General features: G+C 64.5%; 11 protein-coding genes. 2 read left to right on the plus strand and 9 right to left on the minus strand.

Annotation, left to right across the window (positions count from 1 at the left end):
• Window positions 1-4: 4 nt before the first annotated feature.
• From FHS78_RS15555 to FHS78_RS15565, 3 genes are read right to left on the minus strand one after another with little or no spacing between them, the layout of a single operon-like run.
• A complete protein-coding gene (locus FHS78_RS15555) occupies window positions 5-1,135 on the minus strand; it encodes an ABC transporter permease (RefSeq protein WP_167095292.1) in 1,131 nt (376 codons plus the stop codon).
• Window positions 1,132-2,904 carry an ATP-binding cassette domain-containing protein gene (locus FHS78_RS15560; RefSeq protein WP_167095293.1) on the minus strand — a complete coding sequence of 591 codons (1,773 nt, stop codon included), beginning with the start codon at window positions 2,902-2,904 and terminating at the stop codon, window positions 1,132-1,134. Before FHS78_RS15560 ends, FHS78_RS15555 begins: the two co-directional genes overlap by 4 nt.
• Entirely contained in the window at window positions 2,901-3,914 is a 1,014-nt protein-coding gene (locus FHS78_RS15565) for an HlyD family secretion protein (RefSeq protein ID WP_167095294.1), read from the minus strand. The genes FHS78_RS15560 and FHS78_RS15565 overlap by 4 nt, the downstream gene beginning before the upstream one ends.
• 573 nt (window positions 3,915-4,487) lie before the next feature.
• Between FHS78_RS15565 and FHS78_RS15570 the strand changes: the two genes are divergently transcribed.
• Both FHS78_RS15570 and FHS78_RS19615 read left to right on the plus strand, forming a co-directional pair.
• Entirely contained in the window at window positions 4,488-5,285 is a 798-nt protein-coding gene (locus FHS78_RS15570; RefSeq protein ID WP_167095295.1) for an alpha/beta hydrolase, read from the plus strand.
• Between the two features lie 52 nt (window positions 5,286-5,337).
• The gene (locus FHS78_RS19615) at window positions 5,338-6,000 is read left to right on the plus strand and encodes a TetR/AcrR family transcriptional regulator (RefSeq protein WP_167095296.1); all 663 of its coding nucleotides are present in this window, start codon (window positions 5,338-5,340) and stop codon (window positions 5,998-6,000) included.
• A 333-nt stretch (window positions 6,001-6,333) separates the two neighbouring features.
• On the opposite strand, the gene FHS78_RS15580 is transcribed toward FHS78_RS19615, so the two are convergent.
• From FHS78_RS15580 to fabI, 6 genes are all read right to left on the minus strand, one after another.
• Window positions 6,334-8,424: a heavy metal translocating P-type ATPase gene (locus tag FHS78_RS15580; protein WP_167095297.1), complete on the minus strand. Its 2,091-nt coding sequence runs from the start codon at window positions 8,422-8,424 to the stop codon at window positions 6,334-6,336.
• Between the two features lie 38 nt (window positions 8,425-8,462).
• Complete coding sequence (locus FHS78_RS19695; protein ID WP_167095298.1) at window positions 8,463-8,612, minus strand: hypothetical protein; 150 nt, start codon at window positions 8,610-8,612, stop codon at window positions 8,463-8,465.
• Window positions 8,613-8,828: 216 nt separating this feature from the next.
• A complete protein-coding gene (locus FHS78_RS15590) occupies window positions 8,829-11,210 on the minus strand; it encodes a phosphoketolase family protein (RefSeq protein WP_167095299.1) in 2,382 nt (793 codons plus the stop codon).
• 137 nt (window positions 11,211-11,347) lie between these two features.
• Entirely contained in the window at window positions 11,348-11,917 is a 570-nt protein-coding gene (locus FHS78_RS15595; protein WP_167095300.1) for an HdeD family acid-resistance protein, read from the minus strand.
• Window positions 11,918-11,973: 56 nt separating this feature from the next.
• Window positions 11,974-12,180: a hypothetical protein gene (locus tag FHS78_RS15600; protein WP_167095301.1), complete on the minus strand. Its 207-nt coding sequence runs from the start codon at window positions 12,178-12,180 to the stop codon at window positions 11,974-11,976.
• Between the two features lie 34 nt (window positions 12,181-12,214).
• Window positions 12,215-12,988 (minus strand): enoyl-ACP reductase FabI, encoded by a 774-nt coding sequence (gene fabI / locus FHS78_RS15605; protein WP_167095302.1) that lies wholly within the window; start codon window positions 12,986-12,988, stop codon window positions 12,215-12,217.
• Window positions 12,989-12,991 lie beyond the last annotated feature (3 nt).

Raw genomic sequence — 12,991 nt, forward strand, 5'->3', positions numbered from 1 at the left:
CGCGTCAGTCCAGCTTCTTCCTGAGCGAACGACGGGTCAGCCCGATCAGGACGACGGCGTAAAGCGCGAGGATGGCGCAATCGCGCAGGATATCGGGCCAGTAGTTGCCGGCCAGAAAGAGCGTCTTGATCAATCCCATGAAATGCGTGGCGGGAAGAACCTGGCTGATGATCTGAATGACCACGGGGACGTTGCGCAGGTCGAAGACGAAGCCTGACAGCATCATCGCGGGCATGAAGCTGGTGAGAAGCGCCATCTGGCTGGCGGCGAACTGGTTGCGCGTCGCGGCAGAGATGAACAGCCCGAGGCTGAGCGAGACCATCAGATAGAGAAGCGACGAGACGATGATGACGGGGAGCGAACCACGCATCGGAACATGGAACAGATACTTCGCGGCGAGCAGGCACATGATCAGGTCGATGCCGCCGATCACGACATAGGGCGCGAGCTTGGCCAGCACGAGTTCCAGCGGCCTAACCGGAGTGACGAAAAGCGATTCCAGCGTTCCCCGCTCCCATTCGCGCGCCACCAGCAGCGAGGTCAGGAAGGCACCGATCAGCGTCATCACCAGCACCAGCAGTCCCGGAACGAGATACCAGGTGCTCTCGCCGGCTTCGTTGAACCATGTCCTCTGCACGATGGTGATGTTCGGCGCCGCGGTCGGTTTGTTGCCTGCCTGGTCGGCCAGCTGTTGGGTCGGTATCGCAAGCGCCCCGGCGACATAACCTTCCATCGTCGAAGCGGTATTTGAATCGACACCGTTGAGAAGCAACTGCAATTGCGCATCGCCTGCAGCCAGCCGCCGGGAGAAATCGATTGGTACGCGCAGGATCGCATCGGTCTGGCCGGCCCGGATCATACGCGCGGCCTCAGCCATCGAGGTTACCCAGCTCGGCGCGAGATAGGGCGAGCCTTGCAGCCCGGAGACAACATTACGGGCGGTCGGCGAGCTGTCCTCGAGCACCACCGTCACACGCGCGTCCTTCACGTCGAAGGACAGGCCGTAGCCGAACAAAAGGATCAGCACGACCGGCAGCACGAGCCCGACGACCAGGTTGCTGCGATCGCGCAGCATCTGTCGGGTTTCCTTGCGCGTCAGCGCGACGAGGCGCGTGGAAAAGCCGGATTCGCTCATGCCGCCTTCTCCTTGTTCTCACGGGCGGCGCGACCCTGCTCGACGATCGCGATAAAGGCGCTGTTCATGTCGGCGCCAGCATCGCCCGCCTGCTCACGCACCTCGCGCGGCGTGCCGAGCGCCAGCATCTCGCCGGCGTCCTGAATGGCGATGCGGTCGCAGTATTCCGCTTCCTCCATGAAATGCGTGGTGATGATGATCGTCACCCCGCTCACGGCGAGCGACGTAATGGTGCGCCAGAAGGCCCGGCGGGCAAGCGGATCGATTCCGCTCGTCGGCTCATCCAGAAAGAGGATCTCCGGCTGGTGCAGCAGGCCGGTCGCCATGGCGAGGCGCTGCTTGTAGCCGGCGGGCAGGATGCCGCTTTGGGCCGCGGGATCGAGGCTGAACTGTTCGATCGACGCGGATATGCGGTTGCGCAACGCCTTTCCGCTCAAGCCGTAGGCGCCGCCGAAGAATTCGAGGTTCTCGCGCACGGACAGATTGCCGTAGAGCGCGAACTTCTGCGAGACGTAGCCGATCCGTGCACGTGCCGCGGCGCGTGCGCTGCGAAGGTTCAATCCTGCGACCTCCAGATGACCGCTGGTCGCCGGCAACAGGCCGCAAAGCATCCGGAAGGTCGTGGTCTTGCCCGCGCCGTTTGGGCCGAGCAGGCCGAAAATCTCGCCGCGCGCGACATCGAAGGAGGTGGCGGCAACCGCTGTAAAATCGCCGAACTTGCGCACAAGATCGCGCACGACGATGACCGGCTTGCCGTCATCTTTCGCGGTATGGGCAGCGGATTTCTCCAGTTCCTCCTTCGGCGTGGTCTTAGTTTCCGTTTCGCCTTCCTCTTCCCGCAGGAGCATCATGAAGGCGTCTTCCAGCTCTTCCGCGCGGGGCTCGACCGAAGTGCCATCGAGCAGGTCGTTCAGTCGCGCCTGCTCCGCCTCGGGCTGGCGAATGAAGCGCACATTGCCGCCCTTCGGCACCGCGTCGATGATCAGCTCGGGGACGTCGATCAACCGGGCCTGGAGTTGGCGCGCGGGCATATCCACGGGCGTCGCCGCCGTGAAAGTCAGGCCTTGCGCCCGCTTGCTCAAGGCGTCGGGAGCGCCGTCGGCCAGCAGCTTTCCCTTGTGCATCACGAAGACCTGCGCGCAGCGCTCGGCCTCGTCCATGTAAGCGGTGCTGACGATGACGCTGAGCTTCTCGTCGTCGATGAGTTGCTGCACGATCTTCCAAAGATCGCGGCGCGACAGCGGATCGACGCCGACGCTCGGCTCGTCGAGCAGAAGAAGGTCGGGAGAGCGCACCAGCGTGCAGGCAAGCCCGAGCTTCTGCTTCATGCCTCCGGAGAGCTTGCCGGCCGGCCGATCGGTGAAGCGCGCCATGTCCGTCACCTCGAGCATGCGCGCAAAGCGTTCCTGACGTTCGTCATGGGGAACGCCATGAAGGTCGGCATAAAGGTCGAGATTCTCCTGAACGCTCAGGTCCTCGTAGAGTCCGAAGCGCTGCGGCATATAGCTGATGCGGTCTTGAACCGATTGCGGATCGGCAGCGACGTCGATGCCCAATACACGCAGGGAGCCGGCGTCGGGCTTCAGGAGTCCGGCCAACATGCGCATGAGCGTCGTCTTGCCGGCTCCGTCCGGCCCGACAAGCGCCGTCAGTTCACCGGCCTGCACCGACAGCGAAATCCCGTCGACCGCGGCGATCTCGCCGCCATCGGGGCCCTGGAAGGTCTTGCGGAGGTTCTCGACCGTAACGGTCAAGTTCTGATCGCTCATGAAGCCGTCTCTTTGGGCACGGCCCCGGTCGATATCCGGACCGTCGCCGGCTGGCCAAGACGCAGAACGTTGTCGGTGTCGGAGACGACGATGCGCACCTCATAGACGAGATTGGTGCGAAGCTCCTCGGTCTGCACCGACTTCGGCGTGAACTCGGCAACCGACGAAATGTATCCGATCTTGCCGTCGACTGGCCGATCGGGATGGCTGTCGGTGAAGACGCGGGCCTCCATGCCGGGCCTGATCCTGCCGAGGTCCGGTTCGCTGACGTATACGCGCACCCATTTCGGTTCGGTGAGCGCCAGCGAGAACACGGCCGACGAGGGGGTCACTATGTCGCCGGGTTCATGCAGGCGAGAACGGACGACGGCATCGACCGGTACGCGAAGCTGGCCTTGGTCGATCTGGTGTTTCAAGAGCGCGAGATTGGCTTCCGCCGCCTTCAGTTGCGCTTCGGCACCGGCGATGTCCTCGGCTCGGGGGCCGGCTTGCGCAAGTTCGAGCGCTGCCCGCAGTTCATTGACCTTCGCCCGGGCGACCTGCGCATCCGCGCGCCGCTGATCTACGGTTTGCTGGGTGATCGCACCGCTTGCGGAACGCTGCAGGTCCGTCGCACGGGCGTAGTCCTGATCGGCACGCGTCGCCGACGCCTCGGCCGACGCGAGTTGGGCGCGTGCTTGCTCGATCTCCTCCGGGCGTGAGCCGTTGCGCAGGCGCAGCAGCGTTTGTCGCTGCGCCTCAACCTGACTTGCGGCCTGTTCGGCTTGGAGCGTCAGGGTCTTTGTATCGAGCAGGCCGATGATCTGCCCGGCCGTCACCCGATCGCCTTCCTCGACGCGCAACTCGGTGATCCGGCCGCCATTGTCGAAGGCGAGCGAAACCTGGCGGATGTCGACATTGCCGAAAACCGTCAATTCATTCGGATCGGCGCTGCTGCGATGGCTCCACCAGTACCAGCCGCCGGCGGCGAGCGCGGCTATCAGCAGGAGAATCACCGGGACTTTCTTCATGGCGCGGAGCCTTTGGACAACGCGGATGGCCGCGACAGCAAAGAGACTAAATCTAAATTGAATTTAGAGTTCCTGGCCGCTAAAGTCGAGACCGGCATGTGAGGAAATCGAGTTTGACGCCCGTCTTCCCGCCTATCGTTGTGGGTGCGTCCCATCCGCCCGAAGAGGTTCCTGGCACGGTACGCAGGGGCCGGCGCTGTCCCCTGTCCAAATCGCGCCCTACCTTGGAACATCCGGCCGGCACTGACAGGGGACGTCCTGAGTTTCGTCGAACTTGGATTCTTCTTGCCGTTGCGATAGCGCTCGCAGGATGCGCCACCCGGCCAGGCCCTGAGACGCTTGATCCCGTTGTGGGCCGCACCGCGGGTGCAAAGGCGATCACCGTCTTTGCCGTGACCGATCGTTCCCCGGCAGGCACCACGCCTGCCTTCGGAGCCGGGCGTGGTGCGTTGACCTACGAGCAGTTCACGATGGAGGCAGTCGGATCGGCCGCCGCCGGCAGGGCCGGGGCATCCGCGCTTTCCCGCGAAGGCGATCCTTCAAAAGACTTCATGACTGTCGGGCGGCAGGAGCTTGACCGGAAAACATTCGAGGCGAGCGTCAATCGAATGCGGAAAGCCGAGAGCGACGACGTCGTCGTGTTCGTTCATTCACAATTACAGCTATCAGGAAGCGGTGTTCCGGCTTGCGCAGCTGAGGGCAGAGGCGGGCGCTCAGGCTGTGCCCGTCCTATTCTCCTGGCCCTCGCAGGCCGACTTCAGAGGCTACGTCGCCGATCGGGATTCGGCGACCTACGCTCGTGACGACCTGGTTCAGCTTCTTACGATGCTCAGTCGTTCCCGGCCAAAGGGCCGCGTCACTGTCATAGGCCACAGCATGGGCGCATGGCTCGTCATGGAAGCGCTGCGCCAGTTGAGGCTCCAGGGCCGGAATGATGTCATCGCAGGGCTTCGGGTGGGGCTTGCCTCCCCCGATATCGATGTGGACGTTTTCCGTGCGCAGTCTGCCGTCGTCGGGCGATTGTCACCCCCTTTGACGGTGCTCGTCTCGCCCAACGATCGCGCTCTAGCCGTGTCGAGCCGAATCGCCGGGGGTAACCCCCGTCTCGGTTCGGCAAGGGTGGACGATCCGGAGATACAGAAGATTCCGCTCCTCAACGGTATGCAGATCATCGATATCGCCTCGCTGCCTGCCAGCGATGGCTTCAACCACGACCGCTTCGTGACCTTGGCCGCCCGGTATTCGACCGCGGAGCAGGGCAGCAGGGTGGGCGAGGTCAGGCAGGCCGGCGTCTTTCTGCTCGATGCGACAGGCCGCATCCTGTCGGCTCCGTTCAGCGGAACAGCGCAAATCATTTCGGGGAGGCGGTAGCTATCGCGATGGCCGCCGGGCCGAAGGATGAGTTTTGCAACGAGTGGATGCCATGAAGAAGACAGTTCGCACGCAACGCACCGATGGGGGGGTAACTCATAGCCGCATCCTGGATATGGCTGGCGAACTGTTTGCATCGACGGGTTTTGCAGAAACGACAAACAAGATGATCGCGGCGAAAGCCGGAGTGGATCTTGCCTCGATCAACTATCACTTCGGCAGCCGCAACGGCCTCTATCAGGCCGTGCTGGTGGAGGCTCATCGACGGCTCGTGAGCGTCGAGAGCCTGCAGCAACTGGCCTCGACCGACTTGTCGGCGCGAGAACGGCTGAAAGCGCTTATCCAAATGCTAGTGGAAAACGCTACCTCCGAGCACAGCTGGCACGCACGGGTTCTTAGCCGCGAGTTTCTGTCACCTACCTCCAATCTTCGGGCGCTGATCGAGAGCGAGGTACCGCCTAAGCTGGCGTCCATTCTCAATATCATCGAAGACATCACGGCAATCCCGTCCGGCGATCCAGCCTTACTGCGCTGCCTTGCCAGCGTCATAGCCCCTTGCGCGATGCTGCTGGTCGTCGGGCGAAACGTCTCTCCCGTCGCGGACGAAATACGCGGGATGCCGACCGAGGATCTAGTGGAGCATCTCTACGGTTTTGCGCTCGGCGGGCTTGAGGCGGTTGGTCACCATCGATCGCGCCCCGAGATTGAAAAATGAACGCTGTGCTCGGCGCCAGTGCTCACGATGGCGTCTCTCGATGTCCCGGTGAATTGCTCATCAGAGGCCTATTTGCGAGCGCGCTACCTCTCGCAACAGCTTGTCGAGATTCTCTGCCCGGTCGAGCGTATGCCAACGCGCATCGAGGAAATCGAGCGGGTCATCTTCGAGGCGCATTCTCAAAGTCGACGGCGGCGGTGCGGAGAAGCATCTTAGGGAAAAGCACCGGTGATAATAGATGATACTGACGACCGTCCCCGGCGTCTTTGAGGCGTCTGATTAAGGCCTTCATTGCGATGCGGCGAACTCAGACGGATTTGGTCACCAAGCGGCTCAGTTGGATCCCCTAAGCCTAAGCGCATTGCCGATAACGCTGACCGATGAAAGCGCCATCGCGGCCGCGGCGATGATCGGCGAGAGCAGCACTCCGAAAACGGGATAGAGCACGCCCGCCGCGACCGGCACACCGGCGGCGTTGTAGATGAAGGCGAAGACCAAATTCTGGCGGATATTGTGCATCGTCGCCTCGGACAGGCGCCGCGCCTTAACGATGCCCATGAGATCGCCCCTGAGCAAAGTCACCCCGGCGCTTTCGATGGCGACGTCCGTCCCTGAGCCCATGGCGATACCGACATCGGCGGCCGCGAGCGCGGGAGCGTCGTTTACGCCATCTCCGGCCATCGCGACCACGCGGGCTTGGGATTTGAGCCGGGCGACGACCGCGCTCTTCTGGTCGGGCAAGACATCGGCCTCGACCTCGTCGATACCGAGGCGGCGGGCCACTGCCTCTGCTGTGGTGCGGTTGTCGCCTGTCAGCATAACGATGCGGATGCCGTCGGCATGAAGCGCCTTCAGCGCCTCGGCCGTCGTCGCCTTGATCGGATCGGCGATGGCGAAGATGCCGCCGGCCCTGTCGTCGACACCTATATAGATCGCAGTGGCACCGTCATGGCGGAGCGCATCGGCCTGGCCCGACAGCGCCGCGGTGTCGATGCCGTTCTCCTGCAGGAAGGCGGCGTTGCCGAGCACGATCCGCCGGCCGTCGACCGTGCCGAGCGCGCCCTTGCCGGTCGGGGAATCAAAATCCGAGACGGGCGGGACGGCGAAGCCCCGCCTTTCGGCGGCGGTCACGATGGCGAGCGCCAGCGGATGCTCCGAGGCCGTCTCGACCCCGGCGGCGAGCCGCAGGATATCATCCTCCGCGAAGCCTTTCGCAGCGACGATCCCGGTGACGGCGGGCTTGCCTTCGGTCAGCGTGCCGGTCTTGTCGACGACGAGCGTGTCGACCTTCTCCATGCGCTCAAGCGCTTCGGCGTTCTTGATGAGCACGCCGAGGGCAGCGCCCTTGCCGACGCCGACCATGATCGACATCGGCGTTGCGAGACCGAGCGCGCAGGGGCAGGCGATGATCAGCACCGAGACCGCGGCAACGAGGCCATAGGCGAAACGCGGCTCCGGACCCCAGAGCGCCCAGCCGACGAAGGCGAGGAGCGCGACGAGCATCACAACCGGCACGAACCATCCCGAGACCTGGTCGGCCATGCGCTGAATCGGGGCGCGCGAACGCTGAGCCTCGGAGACCATCTGGACGATGCGGGCGAGCATGGTGTCGCGACCGATCTTCTCCGCACGGATGACCAGTGCGCCAGTCTGGTTCAGCGTGCCGCCGACGACGCGGTCGCCGGCCGTGCGGGTGACGGGCATGGACTCGCCGGTGACCATGGATTCGTCGAGCGAGGAGCGGCCGTCCTCGACCAGCCCGTCCACCGGCACCGTCTCGCCCGGCCGCACCCGCAGCCTGTCGCCGATCGCCACTGCCTCGACCGGCACGTCTTCTTCCGCGTCTACGTCGGTGAGGCGCCGCGCGGTCTTCGGCGCGAGATCGAGCAGCGCCCGGATCGCGCCGGAGGTCTGCTCGCGGGCGCGCAGTTCCAGCACCTGTCCAAGCAGCACCAGAACGGTGATGACCGCCGCCGCCTCGAAATAGACCGCGACCGAACCGTCGGCAGCGCGAAACGCGCCGGGGAAGATGCCGGGCGCCAGCGTGGCGACGACGCTGTAGATCCAGGCGACGCCCGTGCCCATGGCGATCAGCGTGAACATGTTGAGGCTGCGGTTGGTGAGCGAGGCGAAGGCCCGCTCGAAGAACGGCCAGCCCGCCCACAGCACGACCGGCGTCGCCAGCGCGAACTGGACCCAGGTCGAGACCGCCGGCGGCACGAGATGATGCAGCAACGGAACGAGGTGGGAGCCCATCTCCAGCGCGAAGACCGGTACGGTCAGCGCCAGGCCGATCCGGAAGCGGCGCGTCATGTCGGCGAGTTCGGGGCTCGGGCCGGCATCGGTGTTCGCCACCAGCGGCTCCAGCGCCATGCCGCAGATCGGGCAGCTTCCGGGTCCGTCGCGCCGGATCTTGGGGTGCATCGGGCAGGTCCAGATCGTGCCCTCGGGAGCGGATTCCGCTATGGCCGCCGCATGATGATGGGCGTGCGCGCCGTCGTGATCGCCAGGGGGGCCGGCATGGTGATGGTGCGAATTTGCGTGAGCATCTTTGCCGGTGGAGGCGACGGCCGCATCAGCAGCGCCGTGATGCCCGCCGCCGCCATGGTCATGCGCGGGGTGCCTATGCTCGTCAGACGGCATGTTGCGTCCTTTTCCCGGAATGGCCGATTTCGCCGGGATCGACAGCCCTTGTTATCGTCCAGGCGCGTTGAGGTCTGCCCGCGTGGCTCCTCCTGCTTCCGGAAGAGTGGTGCCTAGCATCGCAACTCATGTGGAGCAGACCTTGATCTCGATCAGGTGCTGAGGAGCGATGCGCCACCGGGCCCTCACGCGGTTCCAGGCCAGCGCCAGTCGCGCACCTCCGGCATGTCGACGCCGTGCTCGCGGATATAGCGCCCGTGCTCGATCAGCTTGTCGCGGATCGCCTGCTTGGCATAGACGGCGCTCGCCCCGAGTTTAGAGACCCGGTCGATGACGTCGGCAACGAGATGGAAGCGGTCGAGACGGTTGCGCACGACCATGTCGAAGGTCGTCGTCGTCGAGCCCTCCTCCTCGTAACCGCGGACGTGCATGTTGGCGTGGTTGGTGCGCTTGTAGGCGAGCCGGTGGATCAGCCAGGGATAGCCGTGATAGGCGAAGATCACGGGCTTGTCGGTGGTGAACAGCGCGTCGAAATCCGGGTCGGTCAAGCCATGGGGATGCTGCGATTTCGGCTGCAGCGTCATCAGGTCGACGACGTTGACGACGCGCACCTTCAGCTCCGGGACATGCTCGCGCAGCAAGGTGACGGCGGCGAGCGTCTCCAGGGTCGGCACGTCGCCCGCGCAGGCCATCACGACGTCGGGTTCTTCGCCGCGATCATTGCTGGCCCATTCCCAGATGCCGATGCCTTGCGTGCAGTGCTTGATGGCGGCATCCATGTCGAGCCATTGCGGCGACGGCGCCTTGCCGGCGACGATGACGTTGATCCGGTCCCAGCTCCGCAGGCAGTGATCGGTGACGTGGAGCAGGGTGTTGGCGTCGGGTGGCAGGTAGACCCGCACGATATCGGCCTTCTTGTTGACGACATGGTCGATGAAGCCGGGGTCCTGATGGCTGAAGCCGTTATGGTCCTGCTGCCAGACATGGGAGGTCAGCAGGTAGTTCAGCGAGGCGATCGGCCGCCGCCAAGGCACCTCCTTGGCCATCTTCAGCCATTTCGCATGCTGGTTGAACATGGAATCGACAATGTGGATGAAAGCCTCGTAACAGGAGAACAGGCCGTGACGGCCGGTCAGGAGATAGCCTTCGAGCCAGCCCTGGCAGAGATGCTCGCTCAGGATCTCCATGACGCGGCCGTCCAGGGCCAGATGGTCGTCTTCCGGGATCGTCTCGGCGTTCCAGGCTCGGTCCGTGACCTCGAACAGCGCCTGCAGCCGGTTCGAGGCGGTCTCGTCGGGGCCGAAGACGCGGAAGTTGCGGCTCGCCTGGTTGGCTTTCATCACGTCGCGCAGGAAGGCGCCCATCACCCGCGTCGCCTCGGCTGTGGAGCCCCCGGGCCTCTCCACTACGACGGCGAGGGTCGTGAAGTCGGGCATTCTCAGCGGCTTCTTGAGCGCGCCGCCATTGGCGTGCGGGTTTGCGCTCATGCGCTTTTTGCCTGATGGGGCTAGCGCGGCGATCTCGAGCCGGAGCGCGCCGGCCTCGTCGAACAGCTCCTCCGGCCGGTAGCTGCGCAGCCAGTCTTCGAGCAGCTGCAGATGCCCGGCCTTCGCCATGTCGCTGAAAGGTACCTGATGGGAGCGCCAGAAGCCTTCGGTCTTCAGGCCGTCGACGGTCTTCGGCCCGGTCCAGCCCTTTGGGCTGCGGAAGACGATCATCGGCCAGCGCGGCCGCCCCTTGAGGGCTCCGCCGCGCGCCTTGTCCTGGATCGCCCGGATCCGGTCGAAGGCCTCGTCGAGTGCCGCCGCCATCGCCTCGTGCATCGGGTCGGGCTCGTCGCCCTCCACAAAGATCGGCTCATAGCCGTAGCCTAAGAACAGCGCGCGCGACTCCTCCGGATTGATACGGGCGAGGATGGTGGGGTTCGCGATTTTATAGCCGTTGAGGTGCAAGATCGGTAGTACCGCGCCGTCGGTCGCGGGGTTCAGGAGCTTGTTCGAGTGCCAAGAGGCTGCGAGCGGGCCGGTCTCCGCCTCGCCGTCGCCGACCACGCAGGCCGCGATCAGGTCCGGATTGTCGAGCACAGCCCCGAAGGCGTGGGCGAGCGAATAGCCGAGCTCGCCCCCCTCGTGGATCGAGCCCGGCGTCTCGGGCGCGGCGTGGCTCGGGATGCCGCCGGGGAAGGAGAACTGACGGAACAGCTTCCGCACGCCGTCCTCGTCGCGGGAGATCTCGGGGTAGAGTTCGCTGTAGGTTCCGTCGAGATAGGTGCTCGCCACGACGCCCGGCGCGCCGTGGCCGGGGCCGGCGACATAGAGCACGTCGACGTCGCGCTCGCGGATCACGCGGTTCAGGTGGAGGTAGATGAAGTTGAGCCCAGGCGTCGTGCCCCAATGGCCGAGCAGGCGCGGCTTCACGTCCTCGATCTTCAGCGGCCGGCGCAGAAGCGGGTTGTCGAGCAGATAGATCTGGCCGACCGACAGGAAGTTCGCTGCGCGCCACCACGCGTCCATGGCGGCGAGCGTCTTAGCGTTGAGGCCTGCTCCACATTTCCGCTGAACGACCATTCGAATGTCCTTCCATTTGCTTTATATCTTTTGATTTCTTGAAGATGCGACGCAGAACCTTCGAAATTTGATATGTTTCAGGATAGATCGAGGAAATGATATGTATTTCAGGCGTTACTTCGTACGTCGTGCCTTCTTTATCTCTTGAGGCGCAGGCCCAGAATCACGTAGGCCCAGCCGTGCAGAAGCAGGTCGAGCGACAGGAACAGGCCGATCACCCACAGGCTGTTGACCGGCCAGCCCGTGGCAATGATCAGGCCGGCGATCAACGCGAGAACGCCTGAGGCGACAATCCAGCCCCAGCCGTTGTTCGGCCGGACGGAGAGTCCGACCCAGACGCGCAGCGCGCCCGAGATCACGAGTGCTATCGCAGTCGTCAGGGTGAAAATGACCGAAGCGAGCAGCGGATTCACAAAGATCAGAATGCCGGCGCCGACGTACAGCAGGCTGGCGGCCAGCCAGAGGAAGAACCGGCTCCAGGTCCGGGCGCGGAGGGACAGAACGACGTTCGCCGCGCCCCCTGCGATCATCGCCACGCCCACCACGAATATGGACGCGACTGTCGCCGCGAGCAGGTTCGCGGCGGCGACGAAGCCGCTGAGGATCAGCACGACGCCCAGCGCGACAAACCAGGTCCAGTTGGAGCGGACCCGGGCGAGAGCCTCGCCAAGGGAGTTCGGGCGCGTCGTGTCGGAGGGAAATGTCATGGAACGGCTCCTTCGGAAGGTCGATTGCTGCGAAAGCTGAGCTTCGTCTTGGCGGCTCAGGGTCTTCGGCTCAGGTTTCGGTAGAAGGTTTGGCAGGCGTCGCGCATCATCGGCCAGAAGGCCAGAAACCCGATACCGAGCGCCAGGAGGAGTATGGCGACGAAGACGTTGACGACGCCGAAATTCACGGCGTCGCGGGCGACAAAAAACGCCGTGACCCAACTCGCTAGAGCAAGCGAGAGCCTTGCGAACCAACCGAGCATTGCCACCTCCCTAGCAGAACTCTCGATCGCGCCGTCACGCGACCGTGTGGAAGCCGCCATCGGCATAGACGACCGAGCCGGTGAGAGAACTTCCGGCCTCGCTAGCGAGGAAGGCGGCGACGCGGCCGACATCCTCGACGCCGACCAGCCGGTTTGCCGGGGTGCGCTGGCGCACCTTGTCGAGCAGTTCGTCGAATCGGTCGATGCCGGAGGCGGCGCGGGTCCTGATGGCGCCGGCCGAGATGGTGTTGGCGCGGATCCCCCGCGCGGCGAGATCGGCGGCGAGATAGCGCACGCTCGATTCCAGCGCAGCCTTCACCGGACCCATCAGGTTGTAGTTCTCGATCACGCGGTCGGCGCCGTAGAAACTCACCGTCAGCAGCGCGCCGCCCTCCTTCATCAGCGGAGCGGCGAGCTTGGCCATGCGGATGAAGGAATGGCAGGAGACGTCCATCGCCAGCGCGAAGCCTTCGGCTGAACAATTGACGAGGCTGGTCTGCAGGTCCTCGCGCGGCGCGAAGGCGATGGAATGCAGCAGGAAATCGAGCTGGCCCCAGTCGCGTTCGATGCGCTCGAACACGGCTTCGAGCTGGCCGGGGACGCGCACGTCGCAGGGCACGATGATCGGCGCCGCGACCGCTTCGGCCACCGGCTGCACGAAGGGCAGGGCCTTCTCGTTGAGATAGGTCACCGCGAGCTGCGCGCCTGCCTGCCGGAAGGCCGCGGCGCAGCCGGCCGCGATGCTGTGCTCGTTGGCGATGCCGACGACGAGGCCTCGCTTGCCGGTAAGATCGATGATGGGACGCATGAG

Origin of the sequence: Parvibaculum indicum, assembly GCF_011762095.1 — a bacterium.
Lineage (GTDB): Bacteria > Pseudomonadota > Alphaproteobacteria > Parvibaculales > Parvibaculaceae > Parvibaculum > Parvibaculum indicum.

Bases quoted from the DNA above. Each gene is read 5' to 3' on its own strand.
- FHS78_RS15600 (WP_167095301.1), bottom strand. From the start codon at position 12,180: ATGCTCGGTTGGTTCGCAAGGCTCTCGCTTGCTCTAGCGAGTTGGGTC.
- FHS78_RS15555 (WP_167095292.1), bottom strand. From the start codon at position 1,135: ATGAGCGAATCCGGCTTTTCCACGCGCCTCGTCGCGCTGACGCGCAAG.
- FHS78_RS19615 (WP_167095296.1), top strand. From the start codon at position 5,338: ATGAAGAAGACAGTTCGCACGCAACGCACCGATGGGGGGGTAACTCAT.
- fabI (WP_167095302.1), bottom strand. From the start codon at position 12,988: ATGCGTCCCATCATCGATCTTACCGGCAAGCGAGGCCTCGTCGTCGGC.
- FHS78_RS15590 (WP_167095299.1), bottom strand. From the start codon at position 11,210: ATGGTCGTTCAGCGGAAATGTGGAGCAGGCCTCAACGCTAAGACGCTC.
- FHS78_RS15580 (WP_167095297.1), bottom strand. From the start codon at position 8,424: ATGCACCCCAAGATCCGGCGCGACGGACCCGGAAGCTGCCCGATCTGC.
- FHS78_RS15565 (WP_167095294.1), bottom strand. From the start codon at position 3,914: ATGAAGAAAGTCCCGGTGATTCTCCTGCTGATAGCCGCGCTCGCCGCC.
- FHS78_RS19695 (WP_167095298.1), bottom strand. From the start codon at position 8,612: ATGACCATGGCGGCGGCGGGCATCACGGCGCTGCTGATGCGGCCGTCG.
- FHS78_RS15560 (WP_167095293.1), bottom strand. From the start codon at position 2,904: ATGAGCGATCAGAACTTGACCGTTACGGTCGAGAACCTCCGCAAGACC.
- FHS78_RS15595 (WP_167095300.1), bottom strand. From the start codon at position 11,917: ATGACATTTCCCTCCGACACGACGCGCCCGAACTCCCTTGGCGAGGCT.